General features: G+C 66.5%; 18 protein-coding genes and 1 riboswitch. Of the genes, 12 read left to right on the top strand and 6 right to left on the bottom strand.

What is annotated here, in order from left to right:
• Nucleotides 1-193: 193 nt before the first annotated feature.
• The 5 genes from AC50YA_RS11995 (at nt 194) to AC50YA_RS11975 (ending at nt 5,994) form a co-directional block, all read left to right on the top strand.
• Complete coding sequence (locus tag AC50YA_RS11995) at nt 194-1,861, top strand: HNH endonuclease signature motif containing protein (protein ID WP_494982497.1); 1,668 nt, start codon at nt 194-196, stop codon at nt 1,859-1,861.
• A 185-nt stretch (nt 1,862-2,046) separates the two neighbouring features.
• Complete coding sequence (locus AC50YA_RS11990; protein ID WP_494982496.1) at nt 2,047-3,108, top strand: zinc-dependent alcohol dehydrogenase; 1,062 nt, start codon at nt 2,047-2,049, stop codon at nt 3,106-3,108.
• Between the two features lie 2 nt (nt 3,109-3,110).
• Entirely contained in the window at nt 3,111-3,506 is a 396-nt protein-coding gene (locus tag AC50YA_RS11985) for a 6-pyruvoyl trahydropterin synthase family protein (RefSeq protein WP_494982495.1), read from the top strand.
• Nucleotides 3,507-3,510: 4 nt separating this feature from the next.
• A complete protein-coding gene (locus AC50YA_RS11980; RefSeq protein ID WP_494982494.1) occupies nt 3,511-4,707 on the top strand; it encodes a glycosyltransferase in 1,197 nt (398 codons plus the stop codon).
• A gap of 3 nt (nt 4,708-4,710) precedes the next feature.
• On the top strand, nt 4,711-5,994 hold the full coding sequence (locus AC50YA_RS11975) for a DNA glycosylase AlkZ-like family protein (protein WP_494982493.1): 1,284 nt from the start codon (nt 4,711-4,713) through the stop codon (nt 5,992-5,994).
• A gap of 44 nt (nt 5,995-6,038) precedes the next feature.
• Here AC50YA_RS11975 and tadA read toward each other — a convergent pair whose 3' ends face one another.
• The gene (gene tadA / locus AC50YA_RS11970) at nt 6,039-6,545 is read right to left on the bottom strand and encodes a tRNA adenosine(34) deaminase TadA (RefSeq protein WP_494982492.1); all 507 of its coding nucleotides are present in this window, start codon (nt 6,543-6,545) and stop codon (nt 6,039-6,041) included.
• 60 nt (nt 6,546-6,605) lie between these two features.
• Between tadA and AC50YA_RS11965 the strand changes: the two genes are divergently transcribed.
• From AC50YA_RS11965 to AC50YA_RS11950, 4 genes are all read left to right on the top strand, one after another.
• Entirely contained in the window at nt 6,606-7,397 is a 792-nt protein-coding gene (locus tag AC50YA_RS11965) for a phosphatase PAP2 family protein (RefSeq protein ID WP_494982491.1), read from the top strand.
• 12 nt (nt 7,398-7,409) lie between these two features.
• Entirely contained in the window at nt 7,410-8,045 is a 636-nt protein-coding gene (gene upp, locus AC50YA_RS11960; RefSeq protein WP_056342624.1) for a uracil phosphoribosyltransferase, read from the top strand.
• 62 nt (nt 8,046-8,107) lie between these two features.
• Nucleotides 8,108-8,482 (top strand): VOC family protein, encoded by a 375-nt coding sequence (locus AC50YA_RS11955; RefSeq protein ID WP_160677702.1) that lies wholly within the window; start codon nt 8,108-8,110, stop codon nt 8,480-8,482.
• Between the two features lie 45 nt (nt 8,483-8,527).
• Entirely contained in the window at nt 8,528-9,217 is a 690-nt protein-coding gene (locus AC50YA_RS11950; protein WP_494982490.1) for an HAD-IA family hydrolase, read from the top strand.
• Here AC50YA_RS11950 and AC50YA_RS11945 read toward each other — a convergent pair.
• From AC50YA_RS11945 to AC50YA_RS11930, 4 genes are all read right to left on the bottom strand, one after another.
• The gene (locus AC50YA_RS11945; protein WP_494982489.1) at nt 9,198-9,641 is read right to left on the bottom strand and encodes a DUF1905 domain-containing protein; all 444 of its coding nucleotides are present in this window, start codon (nt 9,639-9,641) and stop codon (nt 9,198-9,200) included. The genes AC50YA_RS11950 and AC50YA_RS11945 overlap by 20 nt on opposite strands.
• Nucleotides 9,642-9,748: 107 nt before the next feature.
• Nucleotides 9,749-10,477, bottom strand: a complete 729-nt coding sequence (locus tag AC50YA_RS11940) for an aggregation-promoting factor C-terminal-like domain-containing protein (protein ID WP_494982488.1) — start codon at nt 10,475-10,477, stop codon at nt 9,749-9,751.
• Nucleotides 10,478-10,482: 5 nt separating this feature from the next.
• Nucleotides 10,483-10,635: riboswitch (cyclic di-AMP (ydaO/yuaA leader) on the bottom strand.
• Nucleotides 10,636-10,735: 100 nt separating this feature from the next.
• A complete protein-coding gene (locus tag AC50YA_RS11935) occupies nt 10,736-12,286 on the bottom strand; it encodes a sensor histidine kinase (RefSeq protein ID WP_494982487.1) in 1,551 nt (516 codons plus the stop codon).
• Between the two features lie 7 nt (nt 12,287-12,293).
• Complete coding sequence (locus AC50YA_RS11930; protein ID WP_494982486.1) at nt 12,294-13,034, bottom strand: response regulator transcription factor; 741 nt, start codon at nt 13,032-13,034, stop codon at nt 12,294-12,296.
• A 605-nt stretch (nt 13,035-13,639) separates the two neighbouring features.
• Between AC50YA_RS11930 and AC50YA_RS11925 the strand changes: the two genes are divergently transcribed.
• Both AC50YA_RS11925 and AC50YA_RS11920 read left to right on the top strand, forming a co-directional pair.
• Nucleotides 13,640-14,506: a winged helix-turn-helix domain-containing protein gene (locus AC50YA_RS11925; RefSeq protein ID WP_494982485.1), complete on the top strand. Its 867-nt coding sequence runs from the start codon at nt 13,640-13,642 to the stop codon at nt 14,504-14,506.
• A gap of 394 nt (nt 14,507-14,900) precedes the next feature.
• Nucleotides 14,901-15,428, top strand: coding sequence for a SixA phosphatase family protein (locus AC50YA_RS11920; RefSeq protein ID WP_494982484.1), 528 nt, complete (start codon nt 14,901-14,903; stop codon nt 15,426-15,428).
• On the opposite strand, the gene AC50YA_RS11915 is transcribed toward AC50YA_RS11920, so the two are convergent.
• Entirely contained in the window at nt 15,406-16,368 is a 963-nt protein-coding gene (locus AC50YA_RS11915) for a LysR family transcriptional regulator (RefSeq protein WP_494982483.1), read from the bottom strand. The genes AC50YA_RS11920 and AC50YA_RS11915 overlap by 23 nt on opposite strands.
• Before the next feature lie 72 nt (nt 16,369-16,440).
• Here AC50YA_RS11915 and AC50YA_RS11910 point away from each other — a divergent pair, with 72 nt between their 5' ends.
• Nucleotides 16,441-17,457, top strand: coding sequence for an EamA family transporter (locus AC50YA_RS11910; protein ID WP_494982482.1), 1,017 nt, complete (start codon nt 16,441-16,443; stop codon nt 17,455-17,457).
• The last annotated feature ends 522 nt before the right edge of the window (nt 17,458-17,979 follow it).

Raw genomic sequence — 17,979 nt, 5'->3', positions numbered from 1 at the left:
AGGCGTTCAGCCCCCGGATGGTGCGAAGGGACACCTAAGCCCACTCCAGCGCCCGAGGGACACGTGAGGCTCTCAACTGCAGCGACGCGGCTGTAGGCTCGGACGGCAACCTTGAGGTCCGGGGTGATCAGAGTTATGCACATAGCCATTCCTCTGCGCCGTTTTTGTCAGACCCCTCTGGGATGCTTTGGGTATGGATAGCAGAGCAGCTGTGGCAACAGCGGAGGCCCTCGCGGCGTCCTTCGCTGAGCTTGCTGCAGTGCTCCGTGGTGGGGCAGATTCCAAGGGTTCCGGTGGTGCTGATCCGCTGCGCCGTAGGGCCGAGATCGCCTTGCAGACTCTGGCTGGAGTCGCCAGCGGGGAGGCAAAGATGGCGGCCCTGAAGGTTCACGCTGCCGCTGATTTTGCCGCCTCGTCCACGGCCCTGGCGGGACCGGCAGAGTCTCCGCAGGACCACAGGGGTCAGGAGATGGCTGTGGTTGCGGAGGTGGCCTGTGTGCTGACGGTCAGTGAACGCGCCGCGGGTGCCCTGCTCGCTGAAGCCCATGAACTGACCACCGCCCTGCCGTTGACGTTGTCGGCGCTGCAGGCCGGGACGATCTCGTGGCAGCACGCCCGGATCATGGTCGATGAAACCGTGAACCTGGACCCTGACGGCGCCCAAGCCCTCGAGGCGCATTTTCTGGATCCGGCGGTAGCGAATCCGGCACGTGGGTGCCCGGCCGGTGAGCTCGTGCCCGGGCGGTTCCGGCACAAGGCTCGGACGTGGCGGGAGCGGCATCACCCGGTCAGTATCGAAAAGCGCCACGCAAGGAGTGCCGCCGATCGAAGGTTGGAGTATGCCCCGGATCGTGACGGTATGGCCTGGCTCTCGGCTTACCTTCCCGCCGATCAGGCGGCCGGGATCTGGGAACGTACCACCACTGCCGCGAGAGCGCTCCAAGGACCTCATGAGGACCGGACCCTCAGCCAGATTCGCGGAGATATGGCCGCCACCTGGCTCCTCGGCAACAACATCGCCGGCGCCGGAACCGGTGGCATGACGGGCGTGGGCGGCGGTATGGGCGAAATGGGCGGCGTGGTTGTGGGTGTCGGTGTTCCGTCGCCGCGGGCCCAGGTGCTGGTCACGGTCCCGGTGCTTTCGCTCCTGGGTGTCACGGATGAACCAGCCATGCTCGACGGGTACGGACCGATTCCGCCGTCCATGGCCCGCCAACTGATCGCCGAGGGCGCCGACTCCTTCCGCCGTGTCCTGATCGACCCCCGCGACGGAGCTCCGCTGGAGATCGGGCGGACCAGCTACCGGCTCACGAAAGCCCAACGCCAATGGCTGCGACTAAGGGATAGCAAGTGCCCGTTTCCCGGCTGCAGCAACCACTCGCTCGACAACGAAGCGGACCACATCCTCGCCTGGGCACACGGAGGCTCCACCGGGATCAGCAATCTCGGCCAGCCGTGCCCCCGCCATCACCGGCTCAGACACACCACAGCCTGGAAACCCACCGCCGCCAGCAAGAACGAACCACCAGGCTGGATCTCACCCACCGGCCGGCGCTACGCCAGCGAACACCCCGACTGGGAACCACCCCACTGGCCACGGCGACAACCAGGCCAATGGTCAGAGTTGGCGTTCGATGCAGATCCCGGCGTCCCCGAAAACGAATTTCCGGTCGGCCAACTGCCGAACCATCCGGATCCGGAGCGTCACGCTGCCGGCCCTCATTCGCCCGCCGATGACCCGCCCGCCGATGACCCGCCCGGCTATGCCCTGTTCCCGGACGACACGCTGCCGGACGGACCCTTGCCCGAAGACCCCTACCCGAACTGGGGCTTCTCCCTCGCTGCCCACACCACAGTCTGACCGCCAACTCCAAGTGACTGCAGGGCCGGGTTAGGTCTGAGGCAGTGGCGGGGCGGGCAGAACACGGCTGCCTCCCATCGACAGCGCGAACGGACAGTCATAGCCCGGATTCCTAGGGCCGCAAGTGTCCGTTCGCGCCGGGTGGGTGTCGCGGAGGGCCCTCGCGGACTAGATTCATAAGCAAGATGACCAATTCAGGCAAAGATGCCCAGGCAACCGCGTACTGGACTACCGGACCGAAACACGGCGAGCTCCGGAACGAGGCACTGCCTGCCCCCGGGCCCGGCGAAGCGTTGGTCCGCACGCTGTATTCAGGGATCAGCAAGGGCACGGAAATTGTGGTCCACACAGGCTCCGTCCCGCCGCGCGTCGCTGAGGAGATGCGCGCGCCGCACCAGCAAGGAACCTTCCCGTCGCCCGTGAAATTCGGGTATCTCTCGGTGGGCATCGTAGAGGAGGGGCCCGAAGACTGGGCGGGCCAGAAGGTCTTCTGCCTCAATCCACATCAGGACCGCTACGTCATTTCCACAGACGCCCTCACCAGGATTCCCGACGGCGTCCCGGCCCGCCGCGCCGTCCTCACCGGCACCGTGGAAACCGCCGTCAATGCCCTCTGGGAAGCTGGACCGAGGCTGGGGGACAGGATCGCCGTCGTCGGCGCCGGCCTGGTGGGCGGCATGGTGGCCACACTCCTGCGCACTTTCCCGCTGGCCCGCTTCCAGCTGGTGGACCTGGACCCGGAACGTAAGCACTTGGCGGACAAGCTTGGCGTGGAGTTCGCCCACCCCGATGATGCTAAAGCGGACTGCGACATCGTGTTCCACTGTTCCGCCTCCCAGGAAGGCCTCGAACGCAGCCTGCAGCTGGCCGGCGATGAGGGGGAGATCATCGAGATGTCCTGGTACGCCAACCGCAAGGTCACGCTGCCGCTGGGTGAGGACTTTCACGCACGCCGGCTCTCCATCCGGGCCAGCCAGGTGGGAGTGGTTGCCCGTGCGCGGCGCCACCGCCGGACCACGGCCGAGCGCCTGGAACTGGCTGTTGAGCTCCTCAAAGACCCGGTCTTCGATGCCTTCCTCACCGGCGCTTCTCCATTCACGGACCTCCCGGCAGTAGTCCAGCACCTGGCCGACGGCACGCTCCAAGCCCTGTGCCATGTGATCGAATACCCCAACGCTGACAGCCCTGGAGCGTACAACCCCAGGCAGGACAGCCCGGCAGAAGCCGACCCCAAAGACAGGAAGTAGCCGTGTTCAGCCTGACCGTTCGCCGCCATTTTATGATCGCCCACAGCCTCCCACGGGAGGCATTTGGCCCGGCCCAGGCCCTCCACGGGGCGACCTTTGTGGCGGAGGTGACGTTCCGCCGTCGTGCGCTGAACCAGGACTCGATCGTCCTGGACATCGGGGCCGCCGGCGGCATCATCGAGGACGTGCTGTCCGGCCTTAACTACAAAAACCTGGACGAGCACCCGGACTTCGTGGGCAAGCTCAGCACCACCGAGGCAGTCGCCGAGTACATCGCCCACGCCGTCGCAGCCAAGCTCAAAGATGACGACGACGGCCGGGAGCTCGCGGGGATCGACGTCACCCTGCGCGAAAATCCGGACGCGTGGGCAACCTACACCCACGACCTGTCCGCCTGATCCCATGCCGGTCAGGTTCCTGGTCCCCGCCAACATCCGCCACAACTCCGGCGGCAACGTCTACAACGCCCGGCTCACGCAAGGCCTGAGGACGTTGGGCGTTGCCGTGGAGGTTCTGGCGGTGGCTGGTTCCTGGCCGGATTCCAGCGCCAGGGAACGACGGCGGCTCGGCGGCCTGCTGGGTGCCCGGGACCCCGGGGCGGGTCAGCCGTGGTCGGACACCACCCCAGAAACCGTCGCCCTTTTGGATGGGCTGATTGCGTGCGGTGCCCCTGCCGAACTGGAGTACGCCGCGGCCGCCGGACAACACACCTGGGTCCTGCAGCACATGCCGTCGCCCAGCCACCCTGACGGCGAAGGGCGGGCACTGCGGGCGGCCGCCGGAGTGATCTGCACCAGTTCGTCCGCTGCGGCCTCGGCGACAGAAAAACACGGGCTCCCCGCCAGCCGGGTTGCCTTGCCCGGGACGGACCCTGCGCCGGTGGCGCCGGGTTCGGCGCCGCCCCACATCGTTGCGGTGGCCGCGCTGCTGCCCAACAAGGACCAGCTGCTGACCGTGGCGGCGCTGGCCAGGCTCCAGGACCTCACCTGGACAGCGTCCCTGGTGGGAACGGACGACGCCGACCCCGCCTATGCGGCACAGGTCCGGGCAGCCATTGCCTCCTACGGAATGGAGGACCGGGTGCGCGTGACCGGCCAGCTCGCCGGGACGGCCCTGGCGGACGAGTGGAACCGGACGGACCTGAGCCTGCTGGTGTCGCGGGCCGAAGCCTTTGGACTTGTGGTGACGGAATCGCTGGCCCGCGGGATTCCCGTCATCGTGCGGGAGGGAACCGGCGCCGTGGACGCGTTGGGCCTGGCCTGCAGACTGGTCGGCAGGCCCGCGGGAGCACTGGACGGCGAGCGTGGTGGTGAGCGTGATGGCGGGTCATATGCGGTGCCAGGAGCCGCCGTCGGACTCGCAGGAACTGGAGACAGCGGACACGAAGACAGCCGCGCTGGTGTGCTCGCTGCCGTGATCCGGCAATGGCTGCTGGACGGAACCCTCCGCGCCGGCTGGCGTGCGGCTGCCCTCGCTGCACGGGAACAATTGCCAGGCTGGGACTCCACCGCCTGGAATGTCCTTGAGATCCTCGGTGTGCCCGCCAAGGAAGTGCACGCTGTAGTGCCTACCGCCGCGGGGAACTCCGGTGGACAATGAGCCATGACCACGCACCCGACCTCTGCCACCGTCTTGATCCCACAAACACTGGGCCCGGAAGCCTCGGGCCCAGATGCCTCGTGCCCGGAAGCCCCGGATCCGCGGGTGCTCACCCCTGAACTCCTCAGGGCATGGGCCTGGCACCAACAGGGCCTCGACGGGACCATGCAGGGCGCGGACGCCGCCGACGTGTTTACCAGAGCAGGCTGGGCCCGTTCCGTCGGCGGCGCCAACCCGTACCTCACGCTCTTTGCCCGTGCCGGCACAAGCCGCGCGCAGGCGGATGCCGACGTCCTGTCCCTGAAAATCCACGAGCTGCCCACCGCCCGCGGCTGCACCTACGTGCTGGGAAGGGATGACTTTGCGTGGGGCCTCCAGATCGGCAGGGACGCCGCCGTGGCACCGTTCCGGGTGCTGGCAAGAATGGGGGTCGAGCGCGGCGAGATCACGCTGCTGGAGGAGGAGATCCTCCATGCCCTGGCCGAAGCCGGCAGCCCGCTGGATCCTAAGCAGCTCAAGGACCTGCTGGGCGATTCAGTCCGGAACCTCGGCGAAGAGGGCAAAAAGAAGGGCGCCGCCACCACGTTGCCCACGGCCCTGGGCCTCCTCCAGGCGGACGGCCGGATCCGGCGCGTGCCCGCCAATGGCCGGCTGGATCAGCAGCGTTACGCCTACACACTGTGGGGGCTGCCGCCCACCGCGATGGACGACGATGCCGCCCGAAGCCTCCTGCTGGGGCGCTATCTCGGCTGGACTGGCGGTGCCACGGTCAAGCAGTCGCAATGGTTCACGGGGTTCACGCTTGCCCACACCAAGGCGGCCTTGGCAGCCACCGGGGCGTTGGAGGTTCCCACCGCCAGCGGTGAGGTGCTGTGGATGATGCCCGACGACGTCGGCCGCCTTGCCTCGTTCAAGGCGCCGGCGGAGGAACAGATTCAGCTGCTGGCCGGCACGGACTCGTTGGTCCTGCTCCGCAGGAACTCTGGGGATCTGTTTGCCGACCAGGACAAGGGGAAGAACGTCCTGGGTACCACGTTAGCGTTGCAGGCTGACCTGCCGGACCACCCCATCTTCGATCGCGGCCGGATCATCGGGCTGTGGCAATACGATCCGGGGAGATCACGGATTGCCCATTGGCTCTTTGACGGGGCCACGCCCGCAGTCTCCCGGCGCATCGCCGAGGTGGAGGCCTGGATCCGGGACGAACTGGGCGACTTCCGCTCGTTCAGCCTGGACTCACCGGCCTCACGCCAGGACAGGATCGACGCCCTGGATGCCGCAGGATGAGTCCCGTGCTGCCGGGTGAGCGCGTTGCGACCGGCTGAGCCGCGTTACAGCTGGCTGCGGTGTGCTGCAAAAAAGTCCCTGAGGACCGCGCCGCACTCCTCTTCCCTGACGCCGCCGTACACCTCAACCCAGTGGTTGAGCCGGCGCTCGCGGAGGACGTCGAACACGGAGCCCGCTGCTCCGGCCTTCTCATCCCATGCGCCAAAGACCACGCGGGGAATCCTGGCCAGCACCACAGCGCCGGCGCACATGGCACACGGCTCGAGAGTCACCACAAGCGTGCAGTCCGCCAGCCGCCAGCCGTCCCCAGTGCCGCCGTCGACCTTGGACAAGGCACGCAACCGGTCCGCCGCCTGGCGGATGGCCACCACCTCCGCATGGGCAGTGGGGTCTCCCAGCTCTTCCCGCTGGTTCCGTCCGGAACCCAGCACGGCGCCGTCGGGACCTATCACCACGGCACCGATGGGCACGTCCTCGGTGGCCAGCGCGCGCCGGGCTTCGTCCAGGGCAAGACCCATCCAATCGAGGTGGTTCTTTTCTGTGGATACCATGGCTCAATGATAGTTTCGAAGGATATCCAGCCTGCAAAGCATTGACGCCGGGAGGAACTTGTGGACACCTTCACCGGACGGTTGAGGACTTGGTTCAAGCCGTACGCGGCGCTGACCATCACCATCCTGATCGGCGGCGTGATCATCGTTGCGCTGGCCCTCCTCGGTGCCGAGGTGTACGACAACGTGGTGGACGCGGCCGGCCTGGCAAACCTGGACAAGCCTGCGCTCCGGTATGCCGAAGACCTGCGGAATCCGGTGCTGGACTCGGTGGTGACCGGGTTTACGAATGTCGGCGGAGGCATCGGAATGCCCATCCTCGCCAGTATCCTGACCGCCTGGCTGACGTTTGTGGGGCGGACCTGGCGCCCCATCGTCCTCATTGGTGGTGCGGCAGCTTTTTCCGTCACCGCCACCACCATCGGGAAGAAGCTGGTGGGCCGTACGCGGCCGGATCACGCAGACGCGGTGCCGCCGTTTGAGACGTCACCGTCGTTTCCAAGCGGCCACACGCTGAACACCACGGTGGTGATTGGGCTGGTGGTCTACCTGGCCTGTCTGCAGTACCAAAAGACTCTGGTCCGGGTGTCCCTGATCGCAGCCGGCACACTGTTTATCGTCGCCATGGGGCTCAGCCGGGTGTTCCTGGGGCACCATTGGCTCACGGACGTCATTGCCGCCTGGCTGCTGGGCCTGGCCTGGCTGGGCATCGTGATCCTGGCGCACCGGCTCTTCCATTTCATCAGGCGGCGAGATCATGATGGCCCGGCCCCCACGTTCGACCGGCCGGTGGTGCGGGATGCGGTCCAGGATGGCGGCATCACCGGGCCCGGCAGGGGGAGTACCGGGTGATAGTTTTGACGCATGCGCACTCTCGTTGTGGACCACCCGCTGGTCGCCCATAAGCTCACCGTCCTGCGGGACAAGAACACTCCTTCACCGGTCTTCAGGCAGCTGACGGAAGAGCTGGTGACCCTCCTGGCCTACGAGGCCACCCGCGAGGTCCGCACTCAGCCGGTCACTATCGAGACCCCGGTCAGCACCACAGTGGGCACCGCTTTCACCAAGCCAACGCCTTTGGTGGTCCCCATCCTGCGTGCTGGACTCGGCATGCTCGAGGGCATGACCAAACTGGTCCCCACCGCTGAGGTGGGCTTCCTGGGCATGGCCCGCGACGAAGAAACGCTGGACATCATCACCTATGCCGAGCGGCTCCCGGAAGACCTGACGGACCGGCAGATCTTTGTGCTGGATCCCATGCTTGCCACCGGCGGAACCCTGCGCGAAGCCATCAAGTTCCTTTTCAAGCGCGGCGCCTCCGACGTCACGTGCATTTGCCTCCTGGCCGCGCCGGAAGGCCTGGCCAAGCTCGAAGAGGAGCTTGCCGAGGCCAATGTGACCATCGTGCTGGCCTCCATTGACGAACGGCTCGACGAGAAGTCCTACATCGTTCCCGGGCTGGGCGACGCCGGCGACCGCCTGTACGGCATCGCCGGCTAGTACGGGGCTGTTCCAGGACTTAGGTCTTCCGCTTTCCCGCCGCCGCCGTTAGCCTGTGGCGAATGGACTGGAAACTTGAACTCGTTTTTGTGCCCGTATCCGACGTGGACCGCGCCAAGGATTTCTACGTCAACAAAGTTGGATTCAACCCGGATTTCGACGAGCGGCCCATGGATGGCATCCGCTTCGTCCAACTGACCCCGCCGGGATCCGCCTGCTCCATTTGTATTGGCGAGGGCCTCAATGACGCCCCTCCGGGTACGGCCCCAAGCCTGCAGATGGTGGTCAGCGACATCCAGGCCGCCCACGACCACCTCAAGGGCAACGGTGTGGAGGTGAGTGACATTGACGTGCAGGACTGGGGGCACTTCGTCTATTTCGCCGATCCCGACGGCAACAAGTGGGCGGTGCAGTACATCCCGGGCCGTGACGCCTAGGCCCGTGACACCTAAGGTCGCGACGCCTAAGGCAAGATAGGCAGCATGAACATCCCCACACCTGCCGCCACGCGAACACCTGCCGCGACGCGAACGCTGACCTGCCGGGCCGTCCTTTTCGACATGGACGGCACGCTGGTGGACTCCACGGCAGTTGTCGAAGAGGTATGGGGAGAATTCGCTGCCCGGTACGGTCTGGACATCGACGAAATCCTGCGCACTTCGCACGGCATCCAGGCCGCCGACACCGTGCGCCGGTTCGCGCCGGCCGGAGCCGACGTCGCGGCGCTCACCGCGGAACTCGGCGCCATGGAAAGGGCGCGGACTGCCGGTATCGTCGCGTTGCCGGGGGCTGCCGAGCTGCTCCGCAGCCTCCCGGCCGAGGCAGTGGCGCTGGTGACCTCAGCGGACAGGACCCTGGCGGACATCCGCATGGACGCCGCGGGACTGGCCATGCCGGCCACGGCCGTGACAGCGGAACTGGTCACACGGGGCAAACCGCACCCGGAAGGGTATCTGAAGGCAGCCGCGCTGCTGGGCGTGAAGCCGGAGGATGCCGTGGTGTTCGAAGATGCGCCCGCAGGGATCGCAGCAGGTGTTGCCGCGGGGATCCGGACGGTGGCCGTGGGTCCCAATACGGGCGAATTGCCGGCCGGCGTGCTCCACATCCCGGACTACAGTGCCGTGACCGCCTCTGTGGCCGGGGGACAGCCGGTTATTTCTTTCCGGCTTTGAGGTCGGCGACCACCTTCGTGATCCGCCGGGCCCGGGTTTCGTCCGTCTTGGCATCGCCGATTGGCTCCACGTACCGGCGCTGGGCGCTGTAGTTCAGCGCGGCATAGAACGCCTGCGCTTCGGGTTCGGCGGCCAGGGCTGCGGCCAGATCGTCGGGGACCTCGATGATGCGCGGCTGGGTGTCCAGTTCCACGTCCACCTCGACGGTGTCGCCAGCGGCAACTCCGGTGAATTCCCGGTTGGCGGTGCTCACCCCAATCAGGTTCTGTCCGCCCATGACCGCGATGCTGCTCCGGTAGCTCTTGCCGTTGATGGTCACCACAACCGGCGGACGCTTGCCTGCGTCGAGCGCCGAGATGACCACCTCCGGAACCTCGATGCCCGCCTTGTTGCCGCTGCCCAGGATGGTGGTGGTGAATTTCATGGCCCAAGTATGGCCTGGAGCCGCTGGGCAGGAAACCCCTGACCGCCGAACCCCTGACCGCCACGCCGGGAAGCCCCGGCGCGGGGAGTCGGCGCGGGGGAGTCGGCTTAGTACCATTTGTGCGACAGGTGGAAGTTCAACGCGCCGCACGGTGACTGGTAGCGCTCCTGAATGTAGTTCAGGCCCCAGTTGATCTGCGTGCGGTAGTTGGTGAGGTAGTCCGCGCCGGCGCTCGCCATCTTCTCAGCGGGCAGCGACTGGACGATGCCGTACGCGCCGCTGCTGGCGTTGGTGGCCGTGGTGGTCCATTCGGATTCCTTGGTCCACAGCGTCTGCAGGCACTGCATCTGGTCAGCGGACCAGCCGTAGGTCGCCAGCTGGCCGGCTGCATAGGCTTGTGCCCCTGCCGGGTCATCGACGGCCACAACAGGGGCAGGAGCGGGCTCGGGAGCAGGAGCCGGAGCGGCCTCTGGGGCCGGGGCAGGTGCCGGGTCGGCAGCCTGGGGTGCGACGTTCATCTCGGCCGGTGCAGCTTCCGGGGCGGCCGGCGGCTGGAGCTGGGCTGCTTCGAAGCTCAGCTTCGACTGGGCGCCGGTTTCTTCGGCGGCCTGGTCCGCGCTGGCCGCAAGCGATGCAGACTCGGAAGCGTGTCCAGCGGCGCTGACTCCGATCAGCAGGGCGCACGCCGTGGCGAACACCGCGGCGCGCTGGCCCACGGAGGGAATCCGGGCAACCTTGGACAGGGGGGACATTGCTGCACCGAAGCGGGTCTGCTTGCGGTGGCTGTCGGACTTTGGATCGCCCTGCGGGCGCGTTTGTACCTTGGATTCAGACATGATGGATCGCCTCTCACACCTGCGGAGTTAGCTGTCGGGTTCGGATGAGGGCATCCGGCCACACGGCACAATCACGTGTTGGCTTAACCCCAAAGGGCACTTGGTGCCCGGGACGGTGGGTCCCCCGCCTCTGCCTCTGAAAACGGAATCCGGGAAGCGGCAGAGCTTGGCGTCATCCGGATATGCGGCCCGAACGGGATCCGCACCCGTTCGACGCTACAGGAGCTGGAAGCTTAAGTCACATTTTGGTAACAGGAATCACGACGACGGCGTGTCGCCTTGCTGCGCCCGGGCGTCGGCTGGTCGCGCCATGGCGCCGGCAGGGAGGAGCAAGGCGAACTCTGTCCGCCCGGCCCGCGATGTCACTTTCACGCTCCCGCCGTGGGCTTCCATGATGGACTGGACAATGGACAGGCCCAGGCCACTGGTGCCCTCCGACGCCCCGGCGCCCGAGGCCGTGCCCTTGCGGGCCGCGTCTGCGCGGGCAAACCGGGAGAAAACATGGTCCACGAACTCCGCAGGGATGCCTCCGCCGTCTTCCGTTACCGTCACCGCCGCGCTGCCATCGGAAGACCTCATCACAGCGGTGACCACCGTGGTCCCGGGCGGCGTGTGCTTGCGCGCATTGGAGAGCAGGTTGACCAGCACCTGACGCAGTTGGGACGCATCCCCGGTGACGGCGAGCGGCTCGTCAGGCAGTTTGAGGCGCCAGTGGTGGTCCGGGGCGATGACTTTCTCGTCGCTGACGGTTTCGATCACAAGCTGTGTGAGGTCCACTTCGCTGAGTTTCAGGGGCCGCCCCTCATCGAGCCGGGCCAGCAGGAGCAGGTCCTCCACCAGGGTGGTCATGCGTTCGGACTGGCTCTGTACGCGGGCCAGGGATTTCCGGCCGTCCGGCGTGAAGTCCTCGGTCATCCGCATCAGCTCCGTGTACCCGCGGATGGCGGTCAGCGGGGTGCGCAGTTCATGGGACGCGTCCGCAACGAACTGCCTCACCTTGGTCTCGCTCCGCTGCCGCGCTTCGAGTGCACTGGCGACGTTATCAAGCCTCAGATTGAGGGCGTGTCCTACGCTGCCCACTTCGGTTCCGGGGTTGGAGTTCGACGGCGGGACGCGCACCGCGAGTGCCACCTCGCCCGCATCCAGCGGGAGCCGGGCCACCCGGGTTGCAACCTCGGAAAGCTGCTCCAACGGCTTCATGGTGCGCCGGATGAGCACGGTTCCTGCCAGCCCGATCAGCACCAGGCCGCCAAGGGAAACGAACACAAAAGTCCAGACCAGCGACGCCAGCGTGCTCTCCTTGGCCGCGAGCGGAAGTCCCGTGACGAGGACATCGCCGTAGCCGGTTTCCACGGCCACAATCCGGTAATCCCCGTTGGACAGCGAGCGGTCCACGGGAATGCCGTTCTGCGTCAGGGCCAGCAGGGTTTGCTTGTCTTCGGCATCGAGGGCCAGGCGTGTGGTGTCCGAGTCCAGGAAGCCGCCACTGTTGATCTGGCCTTTCAGGATCCGTGCATTCAGCGTTCCGACACTCTGCCCGCGGGAGTCGAGCGGGTCCGGCCTGCCGTTGAATCCGCCCAGGGGCGGGCGGCCCGGATCGTTCGAGCGTTTGGCGGCCTGGCTCAGCTGGTCATCCAGCTGGCCGGTGAGAAAGGAATCCATCGACGCATAGCTGAACAGGCCAACGGCGCCGCAGATGGCCACCAGCAACGTCATGGCCAACAGGATCAGGCGGGTGCGCAGATGCCACGTGTCAGGCTTCCGCCAGCTGCGCACGTAGAGCGGATTGGCGGGCCGTCGGGCGGACATGGAGCTGCTACTCGGCCGGCTTGATGACGTAGCCGGCGCCCCGCACGGTATGGATCATGGGCGGGTGCACTGCATCCACTTTCTTCCGCAGGTAGGAGATGTAGAGCTCCACGATGTTGGCCTGGCCGCCGAAGTCATATTTCCAGACGCGGTCCAGGATCTGGGCCTTGCTGATCACGCGTTTGGGGTTCTCCATGAGGTACCGGAGCAGCTCGAACTGGGTGGTTGTGAGCTGGAGGTCATCGCCCGCACGGGTCACTTCGCGGGTGTCGATGTTGAGCACCAGATCGCCCACCACCAGTTCGGCAGTGGTCGTCGCGGCAACGCCGGACCGCTGAACCAGGCGGTGCAGCCGCAGCAGGACCTCCTCCATGCTGAAGGGCTTGGTCACATAATCGTCCCCGCCGGCCGCCAGGCCCACGATCCTGTCCTGGACGGCGTCCTTGGCGGTCAGGAAAAGCGCGGGTACCTCCGGCGTGAAGGCGCGGATCCTGCCCAGCAGCTCAACGCCGTCGAACCCTGGCAGCATCACGTCCAGCACCAGGACGTCCGGGCGGAACTCCTTGGCAAGCTTGACGGCCTCCGGGCCATCCGAAGCCACGGCAACGGACCATCCGGCCATGCGCAGCCCCATGCTCATGAGTTCGGAAAGGCTGAGTTCGTCGTCAACCACCAGGGCGCGGATGGGGGAGCCGTCCGGGTGGGTCAGTTGCGGAAGGTTGTTGGTCATGGAGTGCGAAGTGGCCATGGGACAACTCTCCGATCATTCGGTTAGCCCGCGCTATGGGGTTCCTGTGTGCACGCTGTGAATCCCAGCCTAGCGAGCTGAGTGGGGGGAGATGGGTGCCGATAATGCGCGGGCCGGAGCCGTTTCCGCTGGACAGGCGGCAAAAGGCAACAAGCAATTTCGGCAAGCCATGCCAGGGTGAATTTCAAGGGCTCAGTATTGCGAAAAGGCGAAGATTGTTCGCCGTCAGCGCCTATTTGCACACCCTTGGGGGACAGCAGCTCCCGTTTTGCCGCCATTTCAGAATGGTGATCTGTAACACAAAACCGCATTCTGTCTCAGTATGCGGAACAAGGCACCCATTGTTACTTGCAAGTTTCCATTGTTACGTTGCACACTTTGAATTGTGAACAAGAACTCAACAGCACCTGCAGCCGCAGAATATTGGCCCAGCACATCCGCTGCTGCGGACATGCGCTGTTGCCGAATGCACGCCTGACCTTCAGACCCCACGAAGTTCCTAGGCATTCCCCCAGCCCAGCGTCGGGCGCCCTCCCCAGATCTCATTGCGGGGACAATCAGCATTCGAGCCGCGATGACGGCCATTCACATTGAGGTAAGCATTCATGTCAGTTGCATCCGGATACGTCCACATCTCCGTCCGTAACGCAGGCAAGGCAGGCCAGGCTTCCGGCCTTCGGCAGGGGTTCGGTGCCCGACCGGCGTTCGCCCCGGCTGCCCCCGGCGCCAGCTTTCCTGCCCCCGGCTACGCACCCCAGGGCTACAACCCCAATTCCTACGGCCAGCTCCGCGCTGTCCAGCCTGCCGAAGCCGCCCCGCTGACCGCGCCTACTCCAGTTGTCGCGGGGCCAAACGCCGTTCGGCCCGTCGCCAACGACACCGTGGCCCGGGGATTTGTCCTCTACATGGGCATCGACGAGGAAACCGCAGCGGCTGCCGGAACCTCCATTGCCAAACTTGCCCAGGAAATCCGCGCTTACGCACAGTCACTCGTGACCGGTGCCGAAAGCTACGCGGCCGTGGCCGTGGCCCCGGCCGGCACTCCCGGTTCCGCGCTCGACGTCGTCCGTTCCACCTTTGGCGACCCCACCGTGAACGCACAGAAGCGTAGCGAGACTGCGCGGCTGCAGCAGCCCCAGGATCCGCGCCCGTCCGGCGTCCTGATCGACCTTGCCCGCCGCGAAGTCCACCTTGACGGCGAATCCCTGAACCTGACCTTCAAGGAATTCGAACTCCTGAACTACCTGGTGGAAAACGGCACCCGCACGGTTGGCCGCGATGAATTGCTCGAGGGCCTGTGGCGCAACGCCGAGGAAGTCCCCAACGAGCGCACCATCGACGTCCACATCCGCCGCCTCCGCTCCAAGCTGGGCCGCCTCGCCAACACCGTCCGCACCGTCCGCGGCCAGGGCTACCGCTTCTACGAGCACCCCGAAGTTATTGTCTGGGCCGCTCCGGAATACTCGATCTAGTCCTTCAGCGACGCACCAAAGCGGCCGTACCCATCGGGGCGGCCGCTTTCGCTTTCGCGGCACGATCCCTCTGCGCCTGCGCTCGTACCTCGCGCAACAACGGCGCTTTCGGGATGTCCCGCTTCGCTGCAGTGCCCTCTCTACGCGAAATGCCGCTTTCGTGCGTCCGGGCCAGCGAGTGTTGGCCTCCGCGGCTATTGTTCGACGGCGCGGTGGCCCAGGTTTGTCACGGGGAGCATGCTTTTGGCTTACCCAACGCAGGTCCGGCCCGTCATCCCGCGGGTGGGCACTCTTGGTGCGGCTAAAAGCGCGCTTGGCGTGACACGGGTGCCTCCAAAAAGCGCGCTGGGCGTGACGGGCGGTGCCGTGGGTCCTACGGGTCTAGGCTTGGGGGATGAGCGACCACCACATCAAACGCCTGGTGATCATGCGGCACGCCAAGGCCGACTGGCCCGGCGGCGTGGCGGATCATGAGCGGCCGCTGGAGGAACGCGGGCACCGCGAGGCGCCCCTGGCTGGCAAGTGGCTGGTCAAGCACGGCATCCTCCCGGACTTCATCCTGTGTTCCAGTGCGCTGCGCACCCGCCAGACCTGCACCTGGGTGTGCTCCGAGTTGGGGGATAAGGCCCCGACGCCGAAACTTGAGGACGGCCTCTACGCCGCCTCTGCACTGCGGATGCTCGCCGTGGTCAACCATGTGCCTGACACCGTCACCACCCTGATGCTCATCTCGCACATGCCGGGCGTCCAGGACCTCGCCATGCACCTGGCGTCACGCGACTCAAACCACGACGCCTACATGGACGCCGCCACCCGCTACCCCACCAGCGGCCTCACGGTGCTGGAAACGGAAAAATCCTGGGCCGAGCTGGACGGGCAGGACGCCCGGCTGACCAAGTTCAAGGTCCCGCGAGCCCACTGACACCAGGGGACCCGGTGACCCCAGTGGACTCAGCGACCACACTGGACTCAGCGACCACCCGCAGCAGTCCGGCGATGTGCTGGATGCCCGGGCTGGCCGCCATGGTCCGGCGGTACACGATGCCCACCTGCCTGACCTGCGTGGGGTTGACCAAGGGCAGGCCGACGACATCCGCAGGCAGTGCGGGCCGGCCGAGGCGGGGGACCAGCGCCACAACGGCTCCCTGCTCCACCAAGGCGATGTGGGTTGCGAAGTCAGGATCGTAGACCTTGATGTCCGGCACCCGGCCACGATCGGCGAAGATCCGCAGCAGCGCCTCGTTGCAGATCGCGCCGTGCGGCGTGCTGATCCACCGTTCGTCCACGAGGTCCGCCGGCTCCACCTGGCTGCGTCCAGCCAGCGGATGGTCGCGGTGCACCAGGACGTCCGCAACGTCCTCGCACAGCCAGTCGAGCGTCATGTGCTCCGGTATCACCAGCGGGACGGAGTTCCAGTTGTGCACCAAACCCAGGTCCGCCTCCCCGTTGGCCACCCGCGCCACGGCTTCCCGCGGGTCCTCGGCCAGCACGCTGATGTCCAGGTCCGCTCCGGATGAAGCCAGCCGTCCCAGCAGCGGCCCCACGAGGCCCCGGCAGGCGGTGGAAAAGGAGACAACCCTGAGGTGCCCGGTGGGTTTGGCCGGATCCGCCAACAGCGTGGATTCCAGTTCCTCGAGTTCCGACAGGATGCGCCGGCCGTAGGCTGCCAGGGCGAGCCCCCGCTCGGTCAACAGCACGCCGCGGCCGCGGCGTTCCAGGACGGGGAACCCGGTCTGCTTCTCCAGCTTCTTGATCTGCTGGGAGACGGCCGACGGACTGAAGCCCATCACCTCCGACGCCGCTACGACCGAACCGTGTTGTTCAATTGCCGCCAGGGCCCGGAGCGAACCGATCTCAATCATGAAGCAAACGTACATGATTCGACGCGGAATTCAACGCTGGTGCTTCATCTGCAGTTCTGCAAGAGTGGGACCGTGAACCTCCGACACTCCCTCCTCGCCGCCCTGGTCGCCGTTCTCTGGGGCCTGAACTTCGTGGCCATCGACTTTGGCCTTCATGCGAACGGCCGTGAGGTTCCGCCGCTGCTTTTTGTGGCTATGCGCTTCCTCCTGGTGGTCTTCCCCTGGATTTTCTTCATCAGGAAGCCGGACGTCAGCTGGAAGGCGATCATCGGCGTCGGCACCTTCATGAGCGCGGGCCAGTTCGGACTCCTCTACCTGGCCATGGCGCTGGGCATGCCAGCGGGCCTCGCCTCCCTGGTCCTCCAGGCGCAGGTGCTGCTCACGGTCCTCCTGGCTGCCGGGTTACTGCGCGAGCGGCCCAGCCGGAGCCAGCTGGCCGGCGTCGTTCTTGGCGTTGTGGGCCTGGCCGTGGTGGCCGTCGGCCGCAGTGCCGTGGCCCCGCTGCTGCCGCTCATCATCGTCCTGGGAGCCGCGCTGTCCTGGGCCGCCGGCAACGTCATTGCTCGTCAGGCCAAGGCCGCCTCCGGACTGGGGCTGGTGGTCTGGTCCGGCGCAGTGGTGCCGCTGCCCCTCGCCGGGCTGTCGCTGCTGGTGGACGGCCCGGATGCGGTGTTCGGCACGCTGGCTGACCTCCAGCCGGCCACGATCCTGAGTGCACTGTATACGGCCATTTTCGCGTCGCTGGTGGGGTACGGAATCTGGAACCGGCTCCTGGCCAGCTACCCGTCGTCGGCCGTGGTGCCCTTTACCCTGCTGGTTCCCGTGGTGGGCATGAGCGCGGCCTGGCTGGCATTGGGGGAGGTGCCGACGCCGGCCGAACTGGCTGGCGGGCTGCTCCTCCTGGGCGGGGTGGCGACGGCGGTGCTCGCCGGCCGAGGCCGGCGGGGTCAGCGGCGTGGCGCCGGTTTGGCACCCGTCTTGGTGCCTGGTTTGGGTGCCGGCTTGCGGACCGGAGATGCGGACGACGGCGGCCGCTTGGCTGCCGAGGCAGGCATCCGGGCGGGCGCGCGGAGCCCTGACGCGCGCTGAGCTGTGGCCGCGCCCCGGGCTGCCGGGCGCCGCGCTGCAGGCCTGCCAGTTCCGGAAGCGGGACGCCGCTTCGCTGGCGAGGGCTTCCGCTTCGCAGTCCCCAGCCGCCTTCCCGCGGGCCAGACTGCGCCAAGGAACAGGACCGCCAACGTGGCCACTGCTGAGGCCGCACCCCAGTAGAAATAATTGTCCGGATCCCCGGTGGGGAGCGGTGTGCCGAAGAATGACGACTGCTCGGCGAAGGCCAGCTCCCAGGTGCTGACGAACGCCAGGGAAAAGGCAATGGTGAGGCTGGATCCCGCTGCGGTGGCCACCAACGCAAAGTGGCGCCCGCGTGCAAGGACCTCCGCCACAGCCGCAATGTAGGCCAGCGCAACGAGGCCCAGGAAGGTGACCATCACCGCCTCTTCCAGGGTGATGGCGGTGAGCACCAGCATGCCCAAGGCGGCGACGGCCGCGATCAAGGCGAACTTCCCGCTGTTACCCATGTGGCGCATGTGTCCAATCATCCATGAGGCAAAA

It is taken from the genome of Pseudarthrobacter sp. RHLT3-21 (assembly GCF_059383495.1).
Note: the sequence above shows the minus strand (reverse complement) of the source record. Positions and strands in the feature narration are given on the sequence as shown.